Annotated in this window: 23 protein-coding genes and 1 pseudogene; 13 read left to right on the top strand and 11 right to left on the bottom strand. The window is 53.3% G+C overall.

All coding sequences use genetic code 11. The annotated features are described in order from the left end of the window. Positions 1-223: 223 nt before the first annotated feature. Complete coding sequence (gene orn, locus UC15_RS17765; protein WP_112289775.1) at positions 224-778, bottom strand: oligoribonuclease; 555 nt, start codon at positions 776-778, stop codon at positions 224-226. A gap of 126 nt (positions 779-904) precedes the next feature. Here orn and rsgA point away from each other — a divergent pair, with 126 nt between their 5' ends. The 3 genes and pseudogenes from rsgA (at position 905) to mscM (ending at position 6,647) form a co-directional block, all read left to right on the top strand. Continuing rightward, on the top strand, positions 905-1,942 hold the full coding sequence (rsgA, locus tag UC15_RS17760; RefSeq protein ID WP_112289774.1) for a small ribosomal subunit biogenesis GTPase RsgA: 1,038 nt from the start codon (positions 905-907) through the stop codon (positions 1,940-1,942). A 182-nt stretch (positions 1,943-2,124) separates the two neighbouring features. Further along, positions 2,125-3,009: pseudogene (gene asd / locus UC15_RS17755) on the top strand (archaetidylserine decarboxylase); the annotation flags it as partial. A 269-nt stretch (positions 3,010-3,278) separates the two neighbouring features. After that, a complete protein-coding gene (gene mscM, locus UC15_RS17750; protein ID WP_112289772.1) occupies positions 3,279-6,647 on the top strand; it encodes a miniconductance mechanosensitive channel MscM in 3,369 nt (1,122 codons plus the stop codon). Positions 6,648-6,716: 69 nt separating this feature from the next. Here mscM and UC15_RS17745 read toward each other — a convergent pair whose 3' ends face one another. The 3 genes from UC15_RS17745 to epmA form a co-directional block, all read right to left on the bottom strand. Beyond that, entirely contained in the window at positions 6,717-8,075 is a 1,359-nt protein-coding gene (locus tag UC15_RS17745; protein ID WP_112289771.1) for an 8-oxoguanine deaminase, read from the bottom strand. A gap of 95 nt (positions 8,076-8,170) precedes the next feature. Next, positions 8,171-9,538, bottom strand: coding sequence for a uracil-xanthine permease family protein (locus tag UC15_RS17740; RefSeq protein WP_112289769.1), 1,368 nt, complete (start codon positions 9,536-9,538; stop codon positions 8,171-8,173). Positions 9,539-9,804: 266 nt separating this feature from the next. Further along, positions 9,805-10,782 (bottom strand): elongation factor P--(R)-beta-lysine ligase, encoded by a 978-nt coding sequence (epmA, locus tag UC15_RS17735; protein WP_112289768.1) that lies wholly within the window; start codon positions 10,780-10,782, stop codon positions 9,805-9,807. Positions 10,783-11,065: 283 nt separating this feature from the next. Between epmA and frdA the strand changes: the two genes are divergently transcribed. From frdA to blc, 5 genes are all read left to right on the top strand, one after another. After that, on the top strand, positions 11,066-12,865 hold the full coding sequence (frdA, locus tag UC15_RS17730; protein WP_112289766.1) for a fumarate reductase (quinol) flavoprotein subunit: 1,800 nt from the start codon (positions 11,066-11,068) through the stop codon (positions 12,863-12,865). 1 nt (position 12,866) lies between these two features. Then, positions 12,867-13,592 carry a succinate dehydrogenase/fumarate reductase iron-sulfur subunit gene (locus tag UC15_RS17725; RefSeq protein ID WP_238484726.1) on the top strand — a complete coding sequence of 242 codons (726 nt, stop codon included), beginning with the start codon at positions 12,867-12,869 and terminating at the stop codon, positions 13,590-13,592. An 11-nt stretch (positions 13,593-13,603) separates the two neighbouring features. Beyond that, positions 13,604-14,014 carry a fumarate reductase subunit FrdC gene (frdC, locus tag UC15_RS17720; RefSeq protein ID WP_112289763.1) on the top strand — a complete coding sequence of 137 codons (411 nt, stop codon included), beginning with the start codon at positions 13,604-13,606 and terminating at the stop codon, positions 14,012-14,014. Between the two features lie 9 nt (positions 14,015-14,023). Next, entirely contained in the window at positions 14,024-14,383 is a 360-nt protein-coding gene (gene frdD / locus UC15_RS17715) for a fumarate reductase subunit FrdD (RefSeq protein ID WP_095923716.1), read from the top strand. Between the two features lie 124 nt (positions 14,384-14,507). Next, positions 14,508-15,032 (top strand): outer membrane lipoprotein Blc, encoded by a 525-nt coding sequence (gene blc, locus UC15_RS17710; RefSeq protein WP_112289761.1) that lies wholly within the window; start codon positions 14,508-14,510, stop codon positions 15,030-15,032. Positions 15,033-15,116: 84 nt separating this feature from the next. Here the strand turns inward: blc and UC15_RS17705 are convergent, their stop codons facing one another. The 3 genes from UC15_RS17705 to efp all read right to left on the bottom strand — a co-directional run bounded on the left by UC15_RS17705 (position 15,117) and on the right by efp (position 16,162). Next, positions 15,117-15,251 carry an entericidin A/B family lipoprotein gene (locus tag UC15_RS17705; RefSeq protein ID WP_112289760.1) on the bottom strand — a complete coding sequence of 45 codons (135 nt, stop codon included), beginning with the start codon at positions 15,249-15,251 and terminating at the stop codon, positions 15,117-15,119. Positions 15,252-15,371: 120 nt separating this feature from the next. Continuing rightward, positions 15,372-15,500 (bottom strand): entericidin A/B family lipoprotein, encoded by a 129-nt coding sequence (locus UC15_RS17700; RefSeq protein WP_013573743.1) that lies wholly within the window; start codon positions 15,498-15,500, stop codon positions 15,372-15,374. Between the two features lie 95 nt (positions 15,501-15,595). After that, entirely contained in the window at positions 15,596-16,162 is a 567-nt protein-coding gene (gene efp / locus UC15_RS17695) for an elongation factor P (RefSeq protein ID WP_112289758.1), read from the bottom strand. A 38-nt stretch (positions 16,163-16,200) separates the two neighbouring features. On the opposite strand from efp, the gene epmB reads away from it, so the two are divergent. After that, complete coding sequence (gene epmB, locus UC15_RS17690) at positions 16,201-17,229, top strand: EF-P beta-lysylation protein EpmB (protein WP_112289757.1); 1,029 nt, start codon at positions 16,201-16,203, stop codon at positions 17,227-17,229. Positions 17,230-17,437: 208 nt separating this feature from the next. On the opposite strand, the gene UC15_RS17685 is transcribed toward epmB, so the two are convergent. The 4 genes from UC15_RS17685 to UC15_RS17670 all read right to left on the bottom strand — a co-directional run bounded on the left by UC15_RS17685 (position 17,438) and on the right by UC15_RS17670 (position 20,783). Further along, positions 17,438-17,782: a DUF4156 domain-containing protein gene (locus tag UC15_RS17685; protein ID WP_112289755.1), complete on the bottom strand. Its 345-nt coding sequence runs from the start codon at positions 17,780-17,782 to the stop codon at positions 17,438-17,440. Between the two features lie 301 nt (positions 17,783-18,083). Further along, positions 18,084-19,730, bottom strand: coding sequence for a chaperonin GroEL (gene groL / locus UC15_RS17680; protein WP_112289754.1), 1,647 nt, complete (start codon positions 19,728-19,730; stop codon positions 18,084-18,086). A 53-nt stretch (positions 19,731-19,783) separates the two neighbouring features. Then, positions 19,784-20,077, bottom strand: coding sequence for a co-chaperone GroES (locus tag UC15_RS17675; RefSeq protein ID WP_009636718.1), 294 nt, complete (start codon positions 20,075-20,077; stop codon positions 19,784-19,786). A 214-nt stretch (positions 20,078-20,291) separates the two neighbouring features. Continuing rightward, the gene (locus UC15_RS17670; RefSeq protein WP_112289752.1) at positions 20,292-20,783 is read right to left on the bottom strand and encodes an FxsA family protein; all 492 of its coding nucleotides are present in this window, start codon (positions 20,781-20,783) and stop codon (positions 20,292-20,294) included. Between the two features lie 385 nt (positions 20,784-21,168). On the opposite strand from UC15_RS17670, the gene aspA reads away from it, so the two are divergent. The 4 genes from aspA (at position 21,169) to UC15_RS17650 (ending at position 26,615) form a co-directional block, all read left to right on the top strand. Then, the gene (gene aspA, locus UC15_RS17665; RefSeq protein WP_112289751.1) at positions 21,169-22,605 is read left to right on the top strand and encodes an aspartate ammonia-lyase; all 1,437 of its coding nucleotides are present in this window, start codon (positions 21,169-21,171) and stop codon (positions 22,603-22,605) included. Positions 22,606-22,758: 153 nt separating this feature from the next. Further along, positions 22,759-24,060: an anaerobic C4-dicarboxylate transporter gene (locus tag UC15_RS17660; RefSeq protein WP_112289749.1), complete on the top strand. Its 1,302-nt coding sequence runs from the start codon at positions 22,759-22,761 to the stop codon at positions 24,058-24,060. A 205-nt stretch (positions 24,061-24,265) separates the two neighbouring features. Continuing rightward, positions 24,266-25,996, top strand: coding sequence for a protein-disulfide reductase DsbD (locus UC15_RS17655; RefSeq protein ID WP_112289748.1), 1,731 nt, complete (start codon positions 24,266-24,268; stop codon positions 25,994-25,996). A 43-nt stretch (positions 25,997-26,039) separates the two neighbouring features. After that, positions 26,040-26,615 (top strand): transcriptional regulator, encoded by a 576-nt coding sequence (locus UC15_RS17650; protein ID WP_112289746.1) that lies wholly within the window; start codon positions 26,040-26,042, stop codon positions 26,613-26,615. The last annotated feature ends 122 nt before the right edge of the window (positions 26,616-26,737 follow it).

Here is a 26,737-nt window from a genome sequence, read left to right as displayed (position 1 = left end):
CTTGGCAAGGTCGTGCTCTACCAACTGAGCTATTCCCGCTCTGCGCACTCAACGAAATTCTTCATCGGTACGGGGTGCGCATTATACGAGAAATCCTTTTAGCCGCAAGCCCCTGAAAGCAAAAAAATGAATTTTTCGTTCAAGTGCCGATTAAAACACCAAACCGGTGAATTAATCAGCGAAACACGGTGAATTCGTGCTCCGCAGCGCAATAAAAAATATTTCAGTTATTGTGGAGATTAATAAAGTGTTCGCGGTAGTACGCCAGTTCCGCGACCGATTCACGGATATCGTCCAGCGCCTGATGGGTGTTCTGCTTCTTAAAGCCACTCAGCACTTCCGGTTTCCAGCGACGCGCCAGTTCTTTGAGCGTACTGACGTCCAGATAGCGGTAATGGAAATAGGCTTCCAGCTCCGGCATGTACTTAAACAGGAAGCGTCTGTCCTGCCCGACGCTGTTACCACAAATCGGCGATTTACCCTCCGGAACCCATTCGCGCAGAAACTCGATGGTTTTTTGCTGCGCCGCATTGTCATCAAACGGGCTGGCTTTCACACGTTCCACCAGACCGCTGCCGGTGTGCGTGCGTACATTCCAGTCGTCCATCAGCGCCAGCTGAGCGTCAGACTGATGCACTGCCATCACCGGCCCTTCGGCCAGAATGTTCAGATGCGCGTCGGTCACCAGCGTGGCAATCTCAATAATGCGGTCACGTTCAGGATCCAGACCGGTCATTTCCAGGTCGATCCAAATTAAGTTCGAGTCATTTGCAGCCATGATGTGTCCTGTTACAAAGTAGAGAGTTGACGGAGATCTCCGTCATTCGGGCATTTAATATAAAATAGCTGGTATCATAGTCGTTTTGGTCGCACCGAGCGATTAAAGCCAGTTAAGTGAGGCGCAGTGACTAAGTCAAAACTGTCTAAAGGGCAACAACGTCGCGTTCAGACTAACCATCAGCGTCGTCTGACACAGACCGACAAACGGAAAGAGCTGGACGATTCTCTGCATGGCGAACCGCAGGACGGTGTTGTCATCAGCCGTTTCGGGATGCATGCGGACGTTGAAGCGGCCGACGGCAGCCAGCACCGTTGCAATATCCGCCGTACCATCCGTTCTCTGGTCACCGGTGACCGCGTTGTATGGCGCGCCGGGGAAAACACCAGTGTGAAAGGCATCGTCGAGGCGGTACACGAACGCACCTCCGTTCTGACACGCCCTGATTTCTATGATGGCGTGAAACCCATCGCCGCGAACATTAACCAGATTGTGATTGTCTCCGCCATTCTGCCGGAGCTGTCGCTTAATATCATCGACCGTTATCTGGTTGCGTGCGAAACCGTGGAAGTTGAGCCGCTGATTGTGCTCAACAAAATCGATCTGCTTGATGACGAAGGTCGTAAATTCGTTCAGGGCATGATGGATATCTACCGCAATATCAATTATCGCGTACTTGAAGTGTCGAGCCAGACCGGCGAAGGCATGCCAGCGTTTGAAACGGCGCTGACCGACCGCATCAGTATTTTCGCGGGTCAGTCGGGTGTGGGTAAATCAAGCCTGCTGAACGCCCTTCTGCCACCGGATGAAAAACAAATTCTGGTGAACGAAGTGTCTGATAACTCAGGTCTTGGCCAGCACACCACCACGGCAGCGCGTCTGTATCACTTCCAGCATGGCGGCGACGTTATCGATTCCCCGGGCGTGCGTGAATTTGGTTTGTGGCACCTTGCGCCAGAGCAGATCACCCAGGGCTTTGTCGAATTCCGTCCTTTCCTCGGCTACTGCAAATTCCGCGACTGTAAACACGGCAGCGATCCGGGCTGTGCAATCCGTGACGCCGTAGACCGTGGCGAAATTGCCGAAGAACGTTTCGATAACTACCACCGTATTCTGGAAAGTATGGAAGACGTAAAAACGCGTAAAAACTTTGACGCGCTTTAATGCTAATTAATTGAATTAACATGTTAATGGCAAACGGGTGAAGTTAACGGAAGTTGAACCGTTGATTTCACCCCGTTACAATCCTCCGCCATACAACACTGCGTGACCCTGAACAGGATTCAGGGTTTCCTGCAAAATGGCCGGTAACGCCGGTCATTCATACCATCCAAGAGGTTTTCCCCGTGCTGGACAGTATCAAAATCAAACTTCAATACTTACTTCCTAAACAAGGACTGACCCGTCTTGCTGGCTGGGGCGCGGATAAACGTGCCGCCACGCTGACCCATTGGGTGATCAAAGCCTTTGCGCGTTTTTATAACGTCGACATGAAAGAAGCACAAAATCCGGATCTGAAATCTTACGCGACATTCAACGAATTCTTCGTCCGTCCGCTGCGCGATGGCGCGCGTCCGGTGGTCAGCGGTTTAGATATGCTTTGCCTGCCAGCCGACGGTGCAGTCAGTCAGTTAGGCGCAATTACCGATGGCAAACTGTTCCAGGCCAAAGGCCATTTTTACAGTTTAGAAGCGCTGCTGGCGGGTAACTATCTGCTGGCAGAGCAGTTCAGAGACGGTCAGTTCGCCACTATCTATCTGGCACCGCGCGATTATCACCGTGTGCATATGCCGTGCGACGGCGTGCTGCGCGAAATGATTTATGTGCCGGGCGATTTGTTCTCCGTGAATCCGCTGACTGCCGCCAACGTGCCGAATCTGTTCGCCCGTAACGAGCGCGTCATCTGCGTCTTTGATACTGAATTCGGTCCGATGGTGCAGATTCTGGTTGGCGCAACGATTGTCGGCAGTATTGAAACCGTCTGGGCTGGCTGTGTCACACCGCCGCGCGAAGGCATTATTAAGCGCTGGACCTATCCGGCTGCAGGCGAAGAAGGCGCAATCGCACTGGAAAAAGGTCAGGAAATGGGCCGCTTCAAACTGGGTTCCACCGTGATCAACCTGTTTGCAGCAAATCAGACCCGTTTCATGCCAAATTTGAAAAATGGCACCGTGACCCGCATGGGCGAACCGTTCGCCGAAGCTCTGCGTACACCAGCAACTGCAACGGCGGAACCGGTTATAGCAGAACCGATCATCGCGGAACCTGTCGTTGCAGAAACTGTAGTTACGGAGCCTGTAGTTACGGAGCCTGTAGTTACAAAACCTGTAATTGCTGAGCCTGTAGTTACAAAGCCTGTAGTCGCTGAGCCTGTGGTTACCGAAGTCCCTGTCAAAACAGAAACACCAGCAGGTGTGGCAACGGCTGAACCACAAGCGCCTAAAGACTACTGAGTTCAGACTGAACTGACATAAAGAACTGAAGAAAAGGATGTGACCGAGTGCGCCTGATCCCCGCCTTGCTGACGAGTTTACTGCTATCCCTGCCATTGATGGCGGGTGCGGCGCCGACTGAAGATCAGCTCAAACAGGAACTGAAACAGGCGGAAGCCAACAAAGAAATGGCCAATCAGACACAGGTGGTTGAGGCGCTGCAAAGCGCGCTCAACTGGCTGAATGAAGCCAGTGTTTCAGCCGGTCGCACCGAGCAATACCAGAAGGTCATTGATGACTTCCCAAAACTGACGCAGGCACTGCGTCAGGAATTACAAAATCAGCCGGACAAACCGCCAGCGGTTGATGGCAGCATTCCTACTGCTCAGCTCGAGCAGCAAATTCTGCAAGTCAGCAGCCAGCAGCTGGAAGAAACCCGCCAGTTACGTCAGGAGCAGGATCGCTCACGGGATATCAGCGATTCACTGAGTCTGATCCCGCAGCAGCAATCTGAGGCCCGCAATGCACTTGGTGACATTGAGCAGAGGATGCAGGCGGCAACGGCGGCAGCCACATCGTCCCCGCTGGCACAGGCGCAGCTGAGTGCCTTGCAGGCGGAATCTGCCGCGCGCAAAGCCAAAGTTGATGAACTGGAGCTGGCTCAGCTTTCTGCCAATAACCGGCAGGAATTGTCGAGAATGCGCACCGATCTCTACAAAAAGCGCGCCGGTTATCTGGATCAGCAATTACAGGCTTTACGCAATACGCTGAATAATCAGCGCCAGCGTGAAGCCGAACAGGCGCTGGAAAAAACCGAGTTGCTGGCCGAGCAAAGTGGCGAACTGCCGCATTCCATCAGTCAGCAATTGCAGTCCAACCGTGAGTTGTCGCTGGCACTGAATCAGCAGGCGCAGCGGATGGATCTGATATCTTCCCAGCAACGTCAGGCTGCCGCTCAGACACAGCAGGTGCGTCAGGCGATCAATACCATTCGCGAACAGGCGCAATGGCTCGGTGCATCCAATCTTCTGGGGGAAACGCTGCGGGCGCAGGTCTCCCGTCTGCCGGAAATGCCAAAACCGCAACAGCTTGACCGCGACATGGGCCAGCTACGCGTTCAGCGTCTGCACTATGAAGATTTACTCGATAAGCAGCCGATTTATCGTCAGGCACGGCAGGACGACGGCAAGCCGCTGACCGCCGCGCAGCAGAAAATTCTTGATGCCCAGTTGCGGACTCAGCGTGATTTGCTCAATTCCCTGCTTTCAGGCTGTGATACCCAAATTCTTGAACTGACCAAGCTGAAAGTGGCCAACAGTCAGCTGGTCGAAGCGCTGAATGACGTACATGAGGCCGCTCACCGCTATCTGTTCTGGGTGGCGGACGTCAGCGCCATCGGGATTTCTTATCCGGTGCAGGTGGCGCATGACCTGAAACGTCTGGTGTCACTGGATTCACTGACTCAGCTCGGCGGCGCTTTCATGATGATGGTCACCAGCAAAGAAACGCTGTTGCCGCTGTTTGGCGCACTGATCCTGGTGATTATCAGCATCAGTTCCCGCAAGCATTACTATGCATTCCTTGAACGTGCCAGCAGCCGGGTCGGTAAAGTTACGCAGGATCAGTTCTCGCTGACGATGCGTACCGTGTTCTGGTCGATCCTGGTGGCGATGCCGCTGCCGGTCTTGTGGGCCGCGCTGGGCTTCGGGCTGCAAAGTGCCTGGCCGTATCCGATTGCGGTGGCGATTGGTGATGGCGTGACCGCTACGCTGCCGATTCTGTGGGCGTTTATGGTCAGCGCAGCACTGGCACATCCTCAGGGGCTGTTTGTCGCGCACTTCGGCTGGCCGCAGCGTGCCGTTTCACGCGCACTGCGCTATTACGCGCTGTCGATCTGGGTCATGGTGCCGCTGATTATGGCGCTAATTACTTTCGATAATCTCAATGACCGCGAATTCTCCAATACGCTCGGGCGGTTGTGCTTTGTCATTCTCTGTCTGGTGGTGGCGCTGGTCACTCACAGCCTGAAACGTGCCGGTATCCCGCTGTATCACGATAAAAAAGGCAACAGCGAAAACGTCATTAACAAAACGCTGTGGTGGATGCTGCTGGGCGCGCCAATTGTGGCGGCGCTGGCCTCGCTGCTGGGTTATCTGGCGACGTCACAGGCGTTACTGGCGCGTCTGGAAACCTCGGTGGCCATCTGGTTCGTGCTGCTGGTGATTTATCACATTATCCGCCGCTGGATGCTGATCCAGCGACGTCGTATTGCTTTCGAGCGCGCCAAACAGCGCCGTGCGGAAATGCTGAATCAGCGCGCCCGTGGTGAAGAGGATGCGAATCACGTCAACACCAGTAACGAAGGTACGGTAGAAGTGGAAGAACCGGTGGTCGATCTGGATGCGATCTCCGCGCAATCATTACGCCTCGTTCGTTCGCTGCTGACGCTGATCGCGCTGATCTCAGTGATCTTCCTGTGGTCTGAGATCCATTCAGCCTTTTCGTTCCTGGAAAATATCCATCTGTGGCAGGTGGCCTCCACCGTGCAGGGCGTGGAAAGTATGCAGCCGATCACCCTCGGATCGGTACTGATCGCCATTCTGGTGCTGATTATCACCACGCAGCTGGTGCGTAATTTGCCTGCACTGCTTGAACTGGCCTTGCTGCAACATCTGGATCTGACGCCGGGCACCGGTTACGCCGTGCTGACCGTCACCAAATACGTGTTGTTGCTGATTGGTGGCCTGACCGGCTTCTCGCTGATCGGCATCGAATGGGCAAAACTGCAATGGCTGGTCGCCGCACTGGGTGTCGGGCTGGGCTTTGGTTTGCAGGAGATTTTCGCCAACTTTATTTCCGGCCTGATCATCTTGTTTGAAAAACCAATCCGTATCGGCGATACCGTGACGATCCGCAATCTGACCGGCAGCATCACCAAGATCAACACCCGCGCCACCACGATCGCTGACTGGGACCGCAAAGAGATTATCGTGCCGAACAAGGCCTTTATCACCGAGCAGTTCATCAACTGGTCGCTGTCGGATTCCGTCACCCGTGTTGTGCTCACCGTTCCTGCGCCGTCAGAAGCCAATTCGGAAGAAGTGACGGAAATCCTGTTGAATGCGGCGCACCGCTGCTCGCTGGTGCTGGATATGCCTGCGCCGGAAGCCTATCTGGTTGATTTACAGCAAGGTATTCAGATTTTCGAGTTGCGTATGCACGCCGCTGAAATGGCGCACCGTATGCCGCTTCGTCATGAAATCCATCAGCTGATCCTGGCCGGATTCCGCGAGCACGGCATCACACTGCCGTTCCCGCCATTCCAGGTGCGTATGGAAACACTGCATCGTGCGCAAAATGGCAATAACGCGACCTTTACCAGCAGCAGCGGCAGTGGCCGCAGCGGAAACAGTTCGCGCTCGCCGGGCGATTTATAGCAGTCGATTTACAGCAGTAACAAGTACAGCAAAAGGGCAGATTCCTCTGCCCTTTTTAATACCCGCAGTTTAGAGACCGGCGATCAGCGCCGCCGCCGCTTTGCGATGGTGTGATATCAGCGATCTGATATCCATGCCGACAATTTCACCGTCAATGACCCGCCATTTTCCGCCGACCATCACGCGATCGGCTTTTTCCGCGCCACACAGTAATAGCGCGGCAATCGGATCATGGCTGCCGCTAAAACGTAGTTCATCGAGTTTAAACAGCGCCAGATCGGCCTGTTTGCCCACGGCAATCTGCCCGATATCATCGCGACCGATAAGCTTCGCCGAACCGCGCGTCGCCCAGCCCAGGACTCTTTCCGGCGTGACGTATTCCGCACCGTATTTCAAACGTTGCAGATACAATGCCTGCCGCGCTTCATACATCAGATTTGAGGCATCGTTCGACGCAGAGCCGTCAACGCCCAGACCAATCGGCACGCCAGCCGCTTCCAGATCACGTGTCGGACACATGCCGGACGCCAGTCGCATATTCGACACAGGGCAATGACAGATACCGGTGCCCGCCGCGCCCAGACGACGGATCTCATCGTCGTTAAAATGAATACCGTGCGCCAGCCACGTGCGGTCGCTCAGCCAGCCGACGCTTTCCAGATAATCAACTGTACGCAGGCCAAACATTTTCAGGCAAAACTGTTCTTCATCCAGCGTTTCCGCCAGATGTGTATGCAGCCGGACGTCTTCGCGCTGCGCCAGCCTGGCACTCTCGCGCATAATCTCGGTCGTGACCGAAAACGGCGAGCACGGCGCCAGCGCAATCTGCATCCATGCACCCTCGCCGCGCTGGTGATAGCGGTCAATAAGACGCTGGCTGTCCTGCAAAATCACCTCGCCCGACTGCACCGTCTGTTCCGGCGGCAGACCGCCCTGTTCTTCGCCAAGACTCATTGAGCCACGGGTCAGCAACGCACGCATACCCAGTTCACGGACCACATCGACCTGCACATCAATGGCTTCTTCCATACCCTGCGGGAAAAGATAATGGTGGTCGGTGGTGGTGGTGCAGCCGGAAAGCAGCAGCTCAGCCATCGCGACGCGGCTTGCCAGCCCCAGCGCATCCGGCCCTAAACGAGCCCACACGGGATAAAGCTTTTTCAGCCACGGGAATAACGGCACGTTGACCACAGGCGCCCAGGCGCGGGTCAGTGTCTGATAGAAATGGTGATGTGTATTGATGAGGCCCGGCAGCAGTACAGATTCTGAGGCATCAAAGATGTGATCGACCGGGTGTGAGGGATGCTGACCAGAGGCCAGCACTTCGGCAATTTTCTGCCCCTCAATGACGATGCCGCCACGGGCATCGAGTTCATTGGCGGTAAAAACTGCCAGCGGATTTTTGATCCACATGCGTTGTTCTGACATGTCTGACTTCCTTTTTTAGGGTCACAATAAATTCAAAAAGTGAGTCAGCTCAGTTATGCCCTGTCTGCTGATCCAGGGGCGCAACGCGCGGGATTTCAGTGAACCTTAACTTCCTGTGCCGCAACACTTGTGCTGCGTTCTGCCGGCATCAGTAAGTTGAGCAGGATAGCGAGAACGCCACCACTGGTCACCGCATGGCCGAAAATATTACCGACGATTGGCGGGAACTGACCCAGGACATCCGGCACCGCTTCAATGCCCAGACCGATGCCAAAGGCGATAGCGATAATCAGCATTTCGCGACGCCCGACCGGCGACTGCGTCATGATGCGGATCCCTGCCGCAACCACACTGCCAAACATCACCAGTGTCGCACCGCCCAGCACTGGTGCAGGAATTTGCTGAAGGATTTCACCGATGAACGGGAACAACCCGAGCACTAATAACACGCCGCCGATATACATGCCGACATAACGACTGGCGACGCCGGTCATCTGGATCACGCCGTTATTCTGTGCAAACGTCGTGTTAGGAAATGACGAGAAGGCCGCCGCGATAAGACAGCTGATGCCGTCGGCCAGAATGCCGCCTTTGAGACGCTTACGGAAGCTTTCCCCTTCAATCGGCTGCTGTGACAGCATGCAGTTAGCCGTCAGATCGCCTACCGCTTCGAGAATGCTGATAAACGATACCAGCGCGATGGGTACGAAAATAATCCAGTCAAACTTGAAACCAAAACGGAACAGTTGCGGCAATGCAAACCAGTCGCCCTGCAAAGGTTTCACCGTCAGATGGCCGGTCAGCGCAGCGGCGATACAGCCGACAACAATGCCCAAGACGATTGATGACAGGCGCAGCCAGCGCACCTCGATACGGTTACAGGCGACGATCACCAGCAGCGTCAGCGCACCCAGCCCGAGATTCGCTGGTGCGCCAAAATTCACCGCGCCATGCCCTCCTGCCCAGTCGGTAATGCTGACTTTAATCAGGCTGATACCGATAAGCGCAATGACGGTGCCGCTCACCAGCGGCGTAAACACGCGGCGCATCTGACCGATGAACCGGCTGACCAGCAGCGGGATAAATGCCGCCACAAAGTTCACCCCAAAAATCATCGCCATGATGTCTTCCGGCGAACCACTGCGGCTTTTTACCAGCATACCGCCCGACAGAATCACCCCGAGAAACGCAAAGCTGGTGCCCTGCAGACAAATCATCCCCGCGCCGACCGACAGAAAGCGGCGCGCCTGAATAAATGTCCCTATGCCGGACGCCAGCAAAGACATGCTGATGAGATAGGGCAAATACGCATTCAGCCCCAGCACTGAACCGATAATCAGCGGCGGCGTGATGATCCCCACCACGCTTGCCAGCACGTGCTGGATGGCGGTAAAAAATGCCGGTGCCGGTGCAATGCGTTCTTCCAGTCCATAAAGAAGTTCTTTGTCGTTGGATTCTGACATAACGGGTTTTCCGGATGATGAATGATAATCCGGTAATGCATAAATCAGGCCAGCCGGAGGAAAATTTCTGTTAAAGCATGACGAATGCCCTGTTTACAGGGTGTGGCGTACTGCGTCTGACACTGAAACTTTAAAATCAATGTTGCGCCATTTGGGTACTTTTGTTTCATGAAATGCGCGATTTTGGATTAATTGCACAATGATGGGGCGTAACAGGAAGAGTTTGGAAAGGAAGCCCCGACCTGAGATCAGGGCTTAATCGCTTATCAGGCGCGGCTCACCGGAAAGGCCAGCACGTCGCTCAGGCTGGAAGCGCCCAGCGCAATCATAATCAGGCGGTCAACGCCCAGCGCCACACCGGAACATTCCGGCATACCGTGCTCTAACGCATCCAGCAGATTGTTATCGACAGGATGCTGCGGCAGGCCGCGCGCCGCACGTTTGCGGTTATCCTGTTCGAAACGCTGACGCTGCTCACGGCTGTCCGTCAGTTCACGGAAACCATTCGCCAGCTCAATGCCTTTGTAATACACCTCGAAACGCTCCGCGACGCGGTGATCTTCCGTACTGATTTCCGCCAGAGAGGCCTGAGTCGCCGGGAAGTGATAAACGAAAGTTGGTTTGTCGCGCCCGATGTGCGGTTCAACACCCATCGTAAACAGCAACTGCAACAGCGTATCGCGATCTTCTTCAGTATCGGCGATGTTGGATAAATCCAGTTTTGCCGCTGCTTCACGCAGTTCCGCTTTATCGGCGGATAGCGGATCAACATTCAGATGGCGGGTAAACGCCTGCTGATAAGACAGGGTTTCAGCGGTATCGCAATCGAGAACCTGCTGGAGTAAATCATCCACTTCATTCATCAGGCGGTACATGTCATAACGCGGACGGTACCATTCGAGCATGGTGAATTCGGGATTGTGGTGACGTCCGGCTTCTTCGTTACGGAAACTGCGCCCCATCTGATAAATCGGCCCGCTGCCCGCAGCCAGCAAGCGTTTCATGTGGTATTCCGGGCTGGTCATCAGATACAGCGTCATGCCGTCAGCCGCACCCGGCCCGACAAAACGAGTCTCGAACGGCACCAGATGAATGTCGGTCACCGTAGCCTGGCTCATCGCCGGCGTTTCAACTTCCAGCACGCCGCGATCGGCAAAGAAACGTCGAATCTCAGCGAGGATAGCCGCACGCTTCAACAAATTGGCGACAGGAGCACTGGGTTGCCAGCTTGCTGTTTCGCTCATGGTGATTTACTCCGAATTCAGAAAAGTCATGCAGTCTACCTGCATCCCCGCAGGCAAACAAATATCTCATTTTGCGTTGCGTAAAGCACAGAAAGCCTAAATGCGCGTTCACATCAAATTACCACTTCTACCCCTTTGGTATCATAATTCCCTTACAAACAATAAGAATACCAGCCACCGGGACAGCGCCTGTGTGTCATCGGGGTTCACTAACTCTTCGATTATGAAGAGCTTTTCGCGGGTGTTTCAAACCCGATCTCATTGATGATAGTGGAGGAATGCAGTGCAAACCTTTAACGCCGACATTGCAATTATAGGTGCAGGTGGGGCGGGTTTACGCGCAGCGATAGCCGCAGCGGAAGCCAATCCCAACCTGAATATCGCGTTGATTTCGAAAGTGTACCCTATGCGCAGCCACACCGTGGCGGCCGAAGGCGGTTCTGCCGCTGTGACGCAAGATCACGACAGCTTCGATTTTCACTTCCAGGATACCGTTTCCGGAGGCGACTGGCTGTGTGAGCAGGACGTGGTGGATCACTTCGTTCATCAATGCCCGACTGAAATGGCCCAGCTGGAACTGTGGGGGTGCCCGTGGAGCCGTAAGGATGATGGTTCAGTCAATGTCCGCCGCTTCGGCGGAATGAAGATCGAACGTACGTGGTTTGCGGCGGATAAAACCGGCTTCCACATGCTGCACACCCTGTTCCAGACCTCGCTGAAATACCCGCAAATCAAACGCTTCGACGAACATTTTGTCCTCGATATTCTGGTCGATGAAGGCCAGGTACGCGGCGTCGTCGCCATCAATATGATGGAAGGCACACGCGTACAAATCCGTGCCAACGCGGTGGTCATGGCCACCGGCGGCGCTGGCCGCGTTTACCGCTACAACACCAACGGCGGTATCGTCACCGGCGACGGCATGGGTATGGCATTCCGCCATGGCATTCCGCTGCGTGACATGGAATTCGTGCAATATCACCCGACTGGCCTGCCGGGTTCCGGCATTCTGATGACGGAAGGCTGTCGTGGTGAAGGCGGTATTCTGGTCAATAAAGACGGTTACCGTTATCTGCAAGATTACGGCATGGGACCGGAAACGCCGCTCGGCGAGCCGAAAAACAAATACATGGAACTGGGGCCGCGCGACAAAGTGTCTCAGGCGTTCTGGCATGAATGGCGCGCCGGACGCACCATCGAAACGCCGCGTGGCGACGTGGTGTATCTGGATTTACGTCACCTCGGCGAGAAAAAACTGCGCGAACGTCTGCCATTTATCTGCGAGCTGGCTAAAGCCTACGTCGGCGTCGATCCAATTACCGATCCGATCCCGGTTCGCCCTACCGCGCACTACACCATGGGCGGCATTGAAACGGATGCGCAGTGTGAAACCCGTATCAAAGGCCTGTTTGCGGTCGGCGAATGTTCTTCCGTCGGTCTGCACGGCGCCAACCGACTCGGTTCCAACTCACTGGCAGAGCTGGTGGTGTTCGGGCGTATGGCCGGTGAAAAAGCGGCAGAGCGTGCCGTGGAAGCCAAAGATACCGGGAACAGCGCCGCACTCGACGCGCAGGTGCGTGATATCGAAGACCGTCTTGCCGCACTGATGGCGCAGGAAGGCGATGAAAGCTGGGCAGCCATCCGGGACGAAATGGGTCTGGCGATGGAAGAAGGCTGCGGGATTTACCGCACCACTGAGCTGATGCAAAAAACCGTCGATAAGCTGGCCGAACTGAAAGAACGCTTCAAACGAGTGAAAATTCAGGACACCTCCAGCGTCTTTAATACTGATCTGCTGTACACCATCGAGCTGGGCCATGGCCTGGAAGTGGCTGAATGTATGGCGCACTCCGCCCTGCACCGTCGCGAATCACGCGGCGCGCATCAGCGTCTTGATGAAGGTTGTACCGAACGCGATGACGTGAATTTCCTCAAGCATACCCTGGCATTTTATCAGCCGGATTCCGCCCCGCGTCTGGAATACGGCGACGTGAAAATTACCACGCTGCCTCCGGCAAAACGTGTGTACGGCGGGGAATCTGAGACTCACGATAAAAAAGATAAGGAGCAATCACGTGGCTAAAATGCGCAGCCTGAAGGTTGAAATCATGCGCTATAACCCGGAAACGGACAGCGCGCCGCATCCGGTGGTGTATGACGTGCCTTTCGATGAAACAACGTCTCTGCTCGATGCTCTGGGCTACATCAAGGACCATCTGGCCGCTGACCTTTCCTACCGCTGGTCATGTCGTATGGCGATTTGCGGCTCGTGCGGCATGATGGTGAACCGTGTGCCAAAGCTGGCGTGCAAAACGTTCCTGCGGGAATACCCGGACGGTATGCAGGTCGAGGCACTCGGTAACTTCCCGGTAGAACGTGATCTGGTGGTCGATATGACCCACTTTATCGAAAGCCTGGAAGCCATCAAACCTTATATCATCGGCAACACCCGCACGGTCGGGGAAGGCCCAGGTAAACAAACCCCGGCGCAAATGGAGAAATATCACCAGTTCTCCGGCTGCATCAACTGTGGTTTATGTTACGCCGCCTGCCCGCAATTCGGTCTGAATCCGGAGTTCATTGGGCCGGCCGCTATCACGCTGGCGCACCGCTATAACCTCGATAACCGTGACCACGGCAAAGCACAACGTATGCCGCAGTTAAACGGTCAGAACGGTGTCTGGAGCTGTACGTTTGTCGGTTATTGCTCCGAAGTCTGTCCGAAGCACGTCGACCCTGCCGCCGCCATTCAGCAAGGCAAAGTCGAAAGCTCAAAAGACTTCATGATAGCGAGGCTCAGACCGCAATGAGGGAAGAAAATATGACGACTCAAAGTACGGGCAGCAAACGCAAACCCTACGTACGTGAGATGAAAGCCAGCTGGTGGAAAATCTTACCTTTCTACCGTTTTTATATGCTGCGCGAAGGCACGGCGGTTCCGGCTGTATGGTTTAGCCTTTTGCTGCTGGCAGGGGTTTTCTCGTTGCGTAACGGGCCGGAAAGCTGGGCGGGTTTTGTGCATTTTCTGCAAAATCCGGTGGTCATGCTGATTAATCTGATCGCCCTGCTTGCCGCTTTGTTGCATACCAAAACCTGGTTTGAACTGGCACCGAAAGCCTCGATCGTGGTGGTGAAAGGTAAAAAAATGGGGCCGGAGCCGGTGATTACTGGTTTCTGGGGCGTGACCATTGTCGTGACGCTGGTTGTTCTCGTCATCGCACTGTTTCTTTAAGGAGGCGACATGAAAAATACTCTTCCTAAACGTTCAGACGAGCCGGTGTTCTGGGGATTGTTTGGTGCAGGCGGTATGTGGAGCGCAATTTTCGCGCCAGTGATGATTCTGCTGGTGTGCTTCCTGCTGCCGCTGGGTTTCTTCCCCGGCGACGCCCTGAGTTATCCGCGCGTGCTGGCGTTCGCGCAGAGCTGGATCGGACGCCTGTTCCTGCTGCTGATGATCGTGCTGCCGCTTTGGTGCGGACTGCACCGGATCCATCACGCTATGCATGACCTGAAGATCCACGTTCCGGCCGGAAAATGGGTATTCTACGGTCTGGCAACGATCTTAAGTATTGTTACTCTTATCGTACTGATCCGTCTGTGATCCCTTAAGATCTGACTTTCCAGCGGCCGGCTCTCTGGCCGCTGTTTTCGTTTTCTTCCCCACTTGTTTTTCCTTTTCCTTTTTGTTACCTACACTTAGAGAACAACCTAAGGAAGGAGACTCTATGCGTATCTGGTCAAAACTCGGCGTCATCGTCACAGCTCTCATGTCTGTGGCCTGTAGCGTCACACCACCAAAAGACGTCAACGTCGTTAATAACTTCGAACTCAGCCGCTATCTTGGCACCTGGTATGAAGTCGCCAGACTGGATCATAGTTTTGAAAGCGGGCTGGAACGCGTCACGGCCAATTACAGCCTGCGCGACGACGGCGGTGTGAAAGTCATTAACCGCGGGTTTAATCCGCAGAAAAACAAATGGCAGGAAAGCGAGGGCAAAGGATACTTCACGGGTTCTGCGGATCGGGCGGCGCTTAAGGTGTCATTCTTTGGCCCGTTCTATGGCGGCTATAACGTCATTGAGTTGGATAAAGATTACCGCTATGCGCTGGTCTGCGGGCCGGATAAAAGCTATTTGTGGATCCTGTCGCGCACACCGACGCTGGATGACAGCGTGAAGCAGAAGCTTCTGCAAACCGCGCAGCGATACGGATTTGATACCAGCAAACTGGTATGGGTGAAACAGCCTTAATTTACCTCATTTCCGGACGCCATAAACAACACTGCCTGCATCAATGTGCAGGCAGACTTCAGCTTACTTCAGGTGATTCACCCGCTATTGCGCGCTTTTCTGGATTGCTTGCCCACCCGCAGACACATCTTCACCCACGCCACGCGTGGTATTGCAGGCAGTCAACGCAGAAGACAGAACAAGAACAGATAAGACAGCGAGGATACTTTTCTTCAACATATAAATTTCCTTCCTATAAGAGAATGTAAAGTACGACACTTTTAGTGTAGCTAACTTTCTGGATAGAGAAGGAAACAGGCAGGATTTTTAGGAAAGTTGGTAAAAATGAGGCTGAAGGGATCAGCCTGCTTTGGAAATCGCGCCACCCAGATGCTGGATGTCTTCACCGAAACCATGAACCGTGTTGCAGCCGGATAACGAAGCCAGCAACATCACTGAAACTACGATAAACATCATCTTCTTCAACATGGTAAACACAATCCAATTCAACAAGTTGGGGCTGGAAAGCTGCGACAGGCTTTCACCTGCGGCAGCTTTCATCCGACGTAATAAGCGTTGAGAACTTATTTAACGCGGGAAACGTATTCGCCAGAGCGGGTGTCACAACGGACGATTTCGCCGATCTGCACGAATAATGGCACTTTAACCACAGCGCCGGTGCTCAGGGTTGCTGGCTTGCCGCCGGTACCAGCGGTATCACCTTTCAGGCCCGGATCAGTATCAACGACTTCAGCTTCGATGAAGTTCGGTGGCTGAACCGCGATAGGACGACCATCCCACAGAGTGACGATACATTCTGCGTTGTCCTGGAGCCATTTAGAGGCTTCAGAAACGGTTTTCTCTTCAACCTGATGCTGTTCGAAAGTCTCAGGGTGCATGAAGTGGTAGAACTCACCATCGTTGTACAGGTAGTTCATGTTGGTATCTACAACGTCAGCGCCTTCGCATGAGTCAGTAGATTTGAAGGTTTTTTCTACACGGGAACCGGTCAGCAGACGACGCATTTTAACGCGTGCGAAAGCCTGGCCTTTGCCTGGTTTTACGAATTCACTGGATTCGATAGCGTAAGGCTCGCCCTCGAACATGATTTTAAGACCCGGACGGAAATCGTTGCTAGAATAAGTCGCCATGATGGCCCTCTAATTTTAAACTGGTATTAGCCAAAAAAATGGCAAACATTGTAACCCTAAACACGCCATTTAGAGAAGATTGGTTGTATCAACTCGGCGATGTTATCACTGACCCGGATGAACTGCTTACTCTTCTGGCACTTAACGACAATGCAGAACTGCAAAGTGGGCGTGAAGCCCGTCGTTTGTTCCCGCTTCGCGTACCCCGCGCCTTTGTGGCACGTATGCAGCCGGGCGATCCACAGGATCCTTTATTGCTTCAGGTATTGACCGCACGCGAGGAATTTATCGCCGCGCCAGGCTTTACCACCGACCCGCTTGATGAACAACGCAGCGTTGTTCCGGGTCTGTTGCACAAGTATAGCAATCGTGCCCTGTTACTGGTGAAAGGCGGATGTGCGGTGAATTGCCGCTACTGTTTCCGTCGTCATTTCCCGTATCAGGACAACCAGGGAAATAAGGCCAACTGGGTTCAGGCGCTGGATTATATCCGCACACGCCCCGAACTCGATGAAATTATTTTCTCCGGCGGTGATCCGCTGATGGCCAAGGATCACGAACTCGACTGGTTAATCGGTGAACTGGAACGCATCGCACACATTAAACGTCTGCGTATTCATACGCGTCTGCCGGTGGTGATCCCTGCACGTATCACGGATACCTTTTGCCAGCGCCTTGAAAAATCACGCCTTCAGGTGCTGATGGTGACGCATATCAATCACGCCAATGAAATTGATGATGCGCTGCGCGCCAGCATGGCGAAGCTGAAACACCACGGTGTGACGCTCCTTAACCAAAGTGTGCTGCTGCGTGGCGTGAATGATTCTGCTGATGTGCTGGCGACACTGAGCAATGCGCTGTTTGATGCCGGTATTCTGCCTTACTACATCCACGTGCTGGATAAAGTCCAGGGCGCGGCGCATTTCATGGTCAACGACGACGAAGCGCGCGTCATCATGAAAGGGCTGATGAGTAAGGTGTCTGGTTATATGGTACCGAAGCTGACCCGCGAGATTGGCGGCGAGCCGAGTAAAACCATTCTGGATCTGCGGCTGAAGCAGTCTTAACACGCATTTCTTACCCCAAATAAATCAAGTTGCGGGAAGGCGGCAAGTGATGGAGTCCCGATGAGCTTACTCAGGTAAGTGATTCGGGTGACTGAACGTAGCCAACGCACCGGCAGCTTGAGATATGAAGGGGAAACGCAAAAAGGGATGCCACTGGCATCCCTTTATTCTATCTGGCATTCACGCAATTAAACGGCGTACAGCCCGACTATGAGCACTTATAAACCTGGCCGACCATTTTGCTGTCAACCGGTGCAAAGCTGGACAGGAAGTTTTGGGACGGGCTGTTTGCACCATAAATAGTGTTGCCGCCCATTGCTGCCGCTTTATTACGCAGGTCATTGGCTGCACCACGCATGGAGCTACCGTCACCGCCGGTACCGGAGAACCAGTTGCTTTGGGCACCGGTGACTTCGCCAAGCAGCTGACAATTTGCGCCTGGTTTGTCATCCGTGAATTTCACCTGCTGGCCCGCTGCATCCAGTTGATGAGTGGTACTGCACCCGGCAAGCAGCGCGATAGCTGACAGGCCCAGTAACATTTTAATCCGCATCACTTTCCCCATTTGTTTTTGTAATCACATAAAGCCTATCAGAAAACACCTGGCTCTCTTAGGCATCCATTGCCACGTATGCCCAAGGTTTGCGCTATCGGAATCAATCCGAAAATCACGCAAAAATGAGTCTACACGTTAATGGCCGACGACAATGAGAGTTATCTTACTGAACCCGATAAAAAATGGTCAAATAAAAAAACCCGGCCTTTTCAGACCGGGTTTCTTCAGTACGTTGTGTCAGTGAACAAGAATGTCCGCTGATTTCGCGTACCTGCGGATGAACGCAGGGGGATGATGATTACATCATGCCGCCCATACCGCCCATGCCACCCATACCGCCAGCGCCGCCCATATCGACTTTATCGTCTTTAGGCAGGTCGGTGATCATGCACTCAGTGGTGATCATCAGGCCAGCTACAGAAGACGCGTACTGCAGAGCAGAACGGGTTACTTTAGTTGGATCCAGGATACCCATTGCGATCATGTCGCCGTATTCTTCGGTGTAAGCGTTGTAGCCGAAGCTGCCTTCGCCCGCTTTCACTTTGTTGGCGATAACAGAAGCTTCTTCACCTGCGTTCACAACGATCTGACGCAGTGGAGATTCCATTGCGCGCAGAGCAACGCGGATACCCACGTTCTGGTCGTCGTTGTCGCCGGTCAGGTTAGCCAGAGTATGAGCAACGCGGATCAGCGCAACACCACCACCAGCAACTACGCCTTCTTCTACCGCAGCACGGGTTGCGTGCAGGGCATCTTCAACGCGAGCTTTTTTCTCTTTCATTTCAACTTCAGTCGCTGCGCCAACTTTCAGAACAGCTACGCCGCCTGCCAGTTTAGCCACACGCTCTTGCAGTTTTTCGCGGTCGTAATCAGAAGTCGCTTCTTCGATCTGCTGACGGATCTGAGAAACACGGCCCTGAATTGTTGCTTCTTCGCCAACGCCATCGATGATGATGGTGGTGTCTTTGTTGATAACAACACGTTTCGCCTGACCCATATCTTCCAGAGTCGCTTTTTCCAGTTCCAGACCGATCTCTTCAGAGATAACGGTACCGCCGGTCAGAGTTGCGATGTCCTGCAGCATAGCTTTACGACGGTCGCCGAAGCCCGGTGCTTTAACCGCAGCCACTTTCACGATGCCACGCATGGTGTTCACTACCAGAGTCGCCAGGGCTTCGCCTTCAACGTCTTCAGCAATGATCAGCAGTGGTTTACCGGCTTTAGCAACGGCTTCCAGTACTGGCAGCATTTCGCGGATGTTAGAAATTTTCTTGTCAGCCAGCAGGATGAACGGGCTTTCAAGTTCAACAGAACCGGTTTCTGGTTTGTTGATGAAGTATGGAGACAGGTAACCGCGGTCGAATTGCATACCTTCAACAACGTCCAGCTCGTCTTGCAGGCCGGTACCTTCTTCAACAGTGATGACGCCTTCTTTGCCTACTTTTTCCATCGCTTCAGCGATCAGTTTGCCGACAGTTTCGTCGGAGTTAGCAGAGATGGTACCAACCTGTGCGATAGCTTTAGAGTCAGCGCAAGGGACAGATAATTTTTTCAGTTCTTCAACCGCATGAACGACAGCTTTGTCGATACCGCGTTTCAGATCCATCGGGTTCATACCGGCGGCAACAGCTTTCAGGCCTTCAGTGATGATGGCTTGTGCCAAAACGGTTGCGGTAGTCGTACCGTCACCCGCTGCATCGTTCGCTTTGGACGCGACTTCTTTCACCATCTGTGCGCCCATGTTTTCGAACTTGTCTTCCAGTTCGATTTCACGTGCAACGGACACGCCGTCTTTAGTAATGGTTGGTGCGCCGAAAGATTTGTCCAAAACCACGTTGCGGCCTTTAGGGCCCAGGGTCACTTTTACTGCATCAGCAAGGATGTTTACGCCACGCAGCATTTTCACACGGGCGTCGTTACCGAATTTTACTTCTTTAGCTGCCATTGTTAATTTCCCTTAAATTCGTTCTGTTCAGAAAAAAGTGGATCGGGGGACGATCAGGCTTCTACGATTGCCAGAATGTCGCTCTCAGACATGATCAACACTTCTTCATTGTCGATCTTCTCAGCTTTAACGCCGTAACCGTCGTTGAAAATGACGATGTCGCCAACTTTCACGTCCAGCGCTTTAACTTCACCGTTTTCCAGAATGCGACCATGGCCGACAGCCAGGATTTCGCCACGGGTAGATTTACCAGCAGCTGAGCCAGTCAGAACGATGCCGCCAGCGGATTTAGATTCTACTTCTTTACGCTTGACGATAACGCGGTCATGCAATGGACGAATTTTCATTGATAACTCTCCTGTGAGCGGGTCCATATCTATTTTTAGGGTTGAATGCCTGGCAAAACCTGCCTGGCCTCGTGGTTTGTTTAATGGGGGCGATACCCTGCCCTTCAAGGGGAAGAACAGAAAAATTTTCGCTTTTTCTTTCGCTGCTCTGACCGCTAAAAATCGGCTTTCGCAGCGCTTCCCAACAATCTTTTAACAATCAAGGCCACAGAGATTAGCGATCGCGGTGCTCTGTGTCGTCATCTTTTTTTGGTGAAACCAGACGTTCCTGCGTTTCATCCGTGCGCTGAAACTCGCCGTCAAAGGTATTTCCTGTCGGCGCGTTGCTCCCCCAGTTGCCGCCAGAGCGGACAATGTTCAGGTGCGGCATCAGTTTTAAGGTCAGGCGTTTCTGTATTGGCGGTAACAACAGCAGTAAGCCGAGGAAATCGGTAAAGAAGCCCGGTACCAGCAACAGGAAACCGGCAATCACCAGCGAAACGCTTTTCACCATTTCAGCTGCCGGGCTTTCCCCGACCGCCAGCTTTTGCTGCAACTGCATAAAGGTTTTCATGCCCTGATTCTTCACCAGAGAAACACCCACGCAGGAAGTAAACACCACCAGCAATAATGTTGTGGCAACACCGACCACCGCAGCCACCTTGATAAATAAGGTGATTTCGATGTAGGCCAGCAGAAATAACAGTAATAACGGTAACCAGCGCACCGCATTCTCCTTGTAATTAGGCTCCGAAAACTCTGTCGTAAAAAACGGTCACAGAGGCAATCGAAACCAGGAATAAGTGCCTGCTCAGGATCTTTGCTTTCAAAGAAATGCAGGCTGACTACACTGAGATGGTGCTACATCACAGTGATTTCAAGCGTCAGACCTGATTTAATTGAGCCGCTGAATGAATTGTGAGAATTCTCACAGATACCAAAAACATGCACAGTAATAGGGCAGGATAGTGATCTTAGTACGTGCAATTCGCCTGAAGCAGCATATGATCGCCTTCGTTGCCAAAACAAAGGTTGATCGTTTTATATTTAACACGGCAATAACATAATTTTAAACATCGCATAACACTTTCAGTACCGAAGAGAAGGTTCTCATGTCAAACACCATTCGTATCGAGGAAGACCTGCTGGGCACGCGCGAAGTACCGGCAGAAGCTTATTACGGCATTCACACCCTGCGGGCGATTGAAAACTTCTATATCAGCAACACCAAGATCAGCGATGTCCCTGAGTTTGTTCGTGGCATGGTGATGGTGAAAAAGGCGGCGGCTCTGGCCAATAAAGAGCTGCGCACCATCCCACGTCATATTGCGGACATCATTATTCAGGCGTGCGATGAAGTGCTTGATAAAGGCAAATGCATGGACCAGTTCCCTATCGACGTCTATCAGGGCGGTGCGGGAACCTCGGTAAATATGAACACGAATGAAGTGCTGGCGAATATCGGTCTGGAACTGATGGGACACCAGAAAGGCGATTATCAGTTCCTGAACCCAAACGATCATCTGAACAAATGCCAGTCCACCAATGATGCCTATCCGACCGGTTTTCGTATCGCCGTGTACACCTCTTTGCTGAAACTGGTTGATGCGATTTCTCAGCTGGGCGACGGTTTCGAGCGTAAAGCGGTAGAGTTCGAAAACATCATCAAAATGGGACGCACGCAGTTGCAGGATGCGGTTCCGATGACCCTCGGTCAGGAATTCCACGCATTCAACGTGCTGCTCAAAGAAGAAACCCGCAACCTGATGCGCACCGGCGAATTACTGCTGGAAGTGAACCTCGGCGCGACGGCGATCGGTACACGTCTGAACACACCGGAAGGTTATCAGCAGCTGGCAGTAGAGAAACTGGCTGAAGTCAGCAATCTGGCTTGCGTACCTGCAGAAGACCTGATCGAAGCGACGTCTGACTGCGGCGCCTACGTGATGGTTCACAGTTCACTGAAACGTCTGGCGGTTAAACTTTCCAAAATCTGTAACGACCTGCGCCTGCTCTCTTCCGGCCCGCGCGCTGGCCTGAACGAAATCAATCTGCCAGAATTGCAGGCCGGTTCTTCTATCATGCCAGCCAAAGTTAACCCGGTTATTCCGGAAGTGGTGAACCAGGTGTGCTTCAAAGTCATCGGTAACGACGTATGCGTCACCATGGCCGCCGAAGCAGGTCAGTTACAGCTGAACGTGATGGAACCGGTGATTGGTCAGGCGATGTTTGAGTCAGTGCATATCCTGACGAACGCCTGCTACAATCTGCTGGAAAAATGCATCAACGGCATTACGGCCAACAAAGAAGTGTGCGAGTTCTACGTCTTCAACTCTATCGGTATCGTCACCTATCTCAACCCGTTCATCGGCCACCATAATGGCGATATCGTCGGGAAGATCTGTGCGGAAACCGGCAAGAGTGTCAGAGAAGTGGTGCTTGAGCGCGGATTGCTGACTGAAGCCGAGCTGGACGACATTTTCTCTATCGAGAACCTGAAGCATCCGGCCTACAAAGCGAAACGCTATACTGATGAAAATGAACAGTAAAAGATTAAATTACTGACCTTTTAAAGGCTCGTTGTTCTGCGGAATAACGGGCCTTTTTACTTTTTGCGACACAACAATTACATAACAATTAATTATCAATTCCTTATTAATTATCAATCCCTTAAGGAGTAGCAGGATTATGGACGGACAACCATGCTAATCATCGAACTTATTATTGTACTGACTGCGATTTTCCTCGGCGCGCGCCTCGGCGGTATCGGCATCGGATTCGCCGGGGGACTGGGTGTGCTGGTGCTGGCGCTGATTGGCGTCAAACCGGGTACCATCCCTTTTGATGTTATCTCCATCATCATGGCGGTGATCGCGGCTATCTCAACCATGCAGGTGGCGGGCGGAATGGATTATCTGGTGCAGCAAACTGAAAAGCTGCTGCGCCGTAACCCTAAGCACATTACGATCCTCGCGCCCATCGTCACTTATTTCCTGACGATTATGGCCGGCACCGGCAACATCTCGCTTTCCGCCCTGCCCGTGATTTCAGAAGTGGCGAAAGAACAGGGGATCAAACCCTGTCGTCCGCTTTCGACTGCCGTCGTTTCCGCGCAGATAGCGATTACCGCATCCCCCATTTCTGCCGCCGTTGTTTATATGGCCTCAACCATGGAAGGCCACGGCGTCAGTTATCTGCATCTGCTGATGGTGATGATCCCGGCAACGCTGGCCGCTGTTATCCTGATGTCGCTGATTGTCAGCTGGTGCTTTGACTCCAAACTTTCCAACGATCCGGTTTACCTGAAACGTTATGAAGAAGGGCTGATTGAGCTGCGTGGCGATAAGGTTTTGGAAATCAAACCTGGCGCAAAACTCTCCGTATTGTTGTTCCTGCTCGGCGTTTTTGGTGTGGTTGGATACGCGGTGATCAACAGCCCAAGTCTGGGCTGGGTCGCACAACCGGTAATTACCACTAACAGCGCCATTCTGATTATCATGCTCAGCGTCGCAACGTTGATTACTCTGCTGTGCCGTATCGATACGGATTCAATTCTGTCCTCCAGCACCTTTAAATCCGGTATGAGCGCCTGTATTTGTATTCTCGGTGTAGCCTGGCTGGGCGACACTTTTGTCCAGGCCAATCTCGGCTGGATCAAAGAAACGGCAGGCACCCTGATTCAGGCACATCCGTGGCTGCTGGCCGTGATTTTCTTCTTCAGCTCTGCGCTGTTGTATTCACAGGCTGCCACCACCAAAGCCCTGCTGCCGATGGCGCTGGCGCTGAGCGTATCGCCACTGACCGCAGTGGGTTCTTTTGCTGCCGTTTCCGGTTTATTCATTCTGCCAACATACCCGACGCTGGTTGCAGCCGTGCAGATGGATGACACCGGCACCACACGCATCGGACGCTTCGTCTTCAACCATCCGTTCTTTATCCCGGGCACCATCGGCGTGTTCCTGTCGGTACTTTTCGGATTTGGCTTCGGCAGTATTATTCTCTGACAGTTTTTCCGGGGGCTCAGGCCCCCGTTGTTTCTGCATTCTTCCCGCATCAGGCCACGTTCAGCACCTGCAGGGCTTTCTGCTCACCGATTGTGCGGGGTATACTCGTATTTCATTAACGCGCTGCGGCATGAAGCCGTCCGCTTCTTCTGTCGATTCACTCAGTGGCTGTATATCTGCCGCGACAAAGAGAACTTTACTCCGCATGGATCACCGCATTCTTCGAATTTTCTTCCTGCTTTGCAGCCTGTGTCTTTTGCCCTTTCAGGCGAATGCCACTTTGTTTGGCAAACCCGCTGCGGCGCAGTTTGTGCCTGTCGATCAGGCTTTCAGTTTTGATTTTCACCAGCAGGGACATGATCTCAAACTTAGCTGGCAAATCCGCGACGGCTATTATCTGTACCGCAGTAAAATTGAGCTTGAACCGAAGAATGCGCAGCTCGCCGCCTTCCTTTTGCCGAAGGGGCGCGAACATCACGACGAATTTTTTGGTGACAGCGAAGTTTATGAAAACGCGCTAAATATTGTGGTTCCGATACGTGAGGCAAGCGCCGAGGCGACGGTTCGTGTCACTTATCAGGGATGTGCTGCCGCAGGGTTCTGTTACCCGCCGGAAACCCGTGAGATTCCGCTGAGTGCTGTAACACAACCGGAACTCGCCAGCACGCCTGCAACGGATAACGCGCCGGTTATCGCGACGCCTGAAACACAATCCACGCCCCTGCCGTTTTCTCCGCTATGGGCTTTGCTGATCGGCATCGGGATTGCCTTTACGCCTTGCGTGCTGCCAATGTATCCGCTGATTTCAGGCATCATTCTCGGACGCCAGCGCCCTCACAGTATGAAGCGTATCTTCCTGCTGGCACTGGTTTACGTGCAGGGCATGGCGCTGACATACACGCTGCTCGGCATGATAGTGGCTGCCGCTGGCTTGCAGTTCCAGGCGGCGCTGCAAAGTCCGTGGGTACTGATTGTGCTTTCGGTGATGTTCATTGGACTGGCGCTGTCGATGTTTGGCACGTTCAGCCTGCAACTTCCTTCTTCAGTCCAGACCCGTCTGGCTTTGTGGAGTAATGAACAAAAAGGCGGCTCGCTGCCCGGCGTCTTTATTATGGGTGCACTGGCGGGACTGATCTGCTCCCCCTGCACTACCGCGCCGCTAAGCGCGATTTTGTTGTATATCGCCCAGAGCGGGGATCTGCTGGCGGGGGCTGGCACGCTGTATCTGTATGCGTTGGGGATGGGCATTCCGTTGATTATCGCCACGATGTTTGGCAACAAACTGCTGCCACGCAGCGGGCCGTGGATGCAGTACGTCAAGGAAGGTTTTGGCTTTGTGATACTGGCTCTGCCGGTTTTCCTGCTGGAACGCGTGATTGGCGATACCTGGGGACTGCGTTTGTGGAGTCTGCTCGGCGTGGCCTTCTTCGGCTGGGCGCTGGTACTGAGCCTGAAAAGCCAGCGAGGCGTGGTTCGGGTGCTGCAGATGGTCTTCCTTGCGGCGGCACTGATTGTCTGTCGCCCCTTGCAGGACTGGGCATTTACGCCAGCCGGTGAAACAACTGCGCCGCAGCACGCGCTGAATTTCCAGAAAATCCATAATGTGGGGGAACTGGATGCCGCCCTTCAGGGGGCTCAGGGCAAACGCGTCATGCTGGATTTGTACGCCGACTGGTGTGTGGCATGTAAAGAGTTCGAAAAATATACCTTCTCAGCGCCAGAAGTGCAGAATGAACTGACGAATACCTTGTTGCTGCAGGCTGATGTCACCCAAAACTCCGCGGAGCAGAAAGCGTTATTAGAGCGTTTGAAGGTTCTGGGCCTGCCGACGATTTTATTCTTCGGACCTGATGGACATGAGTTGCCACAGTCGAGGGTGACAGGGTTTATGAATGCCGCAGAGTTCAGCGCGCATTTGCAGAAAACCCGCCCTTAAACGACACTACCTTTTGAAGTACGCGAATTGTGAGGAGGCAAACGTGCTACGTGAACAAGTTCTCGATAAAACCCTTAATCTTTTGGAACAACGTGGCCTTGCAACATTGTCACTGGAAACTGTCGCCGAACTGGTGGATGTTCCGCTCAATGAATTACGCCGTTTCTGGCCGGATGCCGAAGCTCTGCTGTATGACAGCCTGCGTTATCATGGTGAACAAATTGATATCTGGCGACGTCAGCTGATGCTTGATGAATCCCTTTCTGCGCCGCAAAAATTACTGGCCCGGTACAAAGTGCTGGATGAGCAGGTGCGCCAGCAACGCTATCCCGGTTGCCTGTTTATCGCCGCCTGTACGTTTTTCCCTGACAGCGATATGCCGATCCATCAGTTAGCTCAGCAACAGAAACTGGCATCCTATGACTACACTCTGGCGCTTTTGCAGGAAATGGGGTCGGATGATGCAGAAATGGTCGCTCAGCAGATGGAACTGATCCTAGAAGGGTGTCTGAGTAAATTGCTGGTTAAGCGCCAGCTGAACGACGTGGAAGTCGCCCGCCGTCTGGCAGAGGATGTGCTGAACGTCGCCCGTTGCCGCGAACATGGCGCGCTTTCCTGACTTCTCTGGTCTTCAGACCCGCGAATTCGCTTTTTTTGAATGAAAAGGCAGCAAACGAACGCATTTTATGTGTTTTAGATGACAAAGCCGTTGACGGCACAGGCCCAATACGGTTTAATGCG

This window comes from Rahnella sp. AN3-3W3 (genome assembly GCF_003263545.1).
GTDB classification, from domain to species: domain Bacteria; phylum Pseudomonadota; class Gammaproteobacteria; order Enterobacterales; family Enterobacteriaceae; genus Rahnella; species Rahnella variigena.
This window is presented reverse-complemented; position numbering and strand designations above follow the sequence as displayed.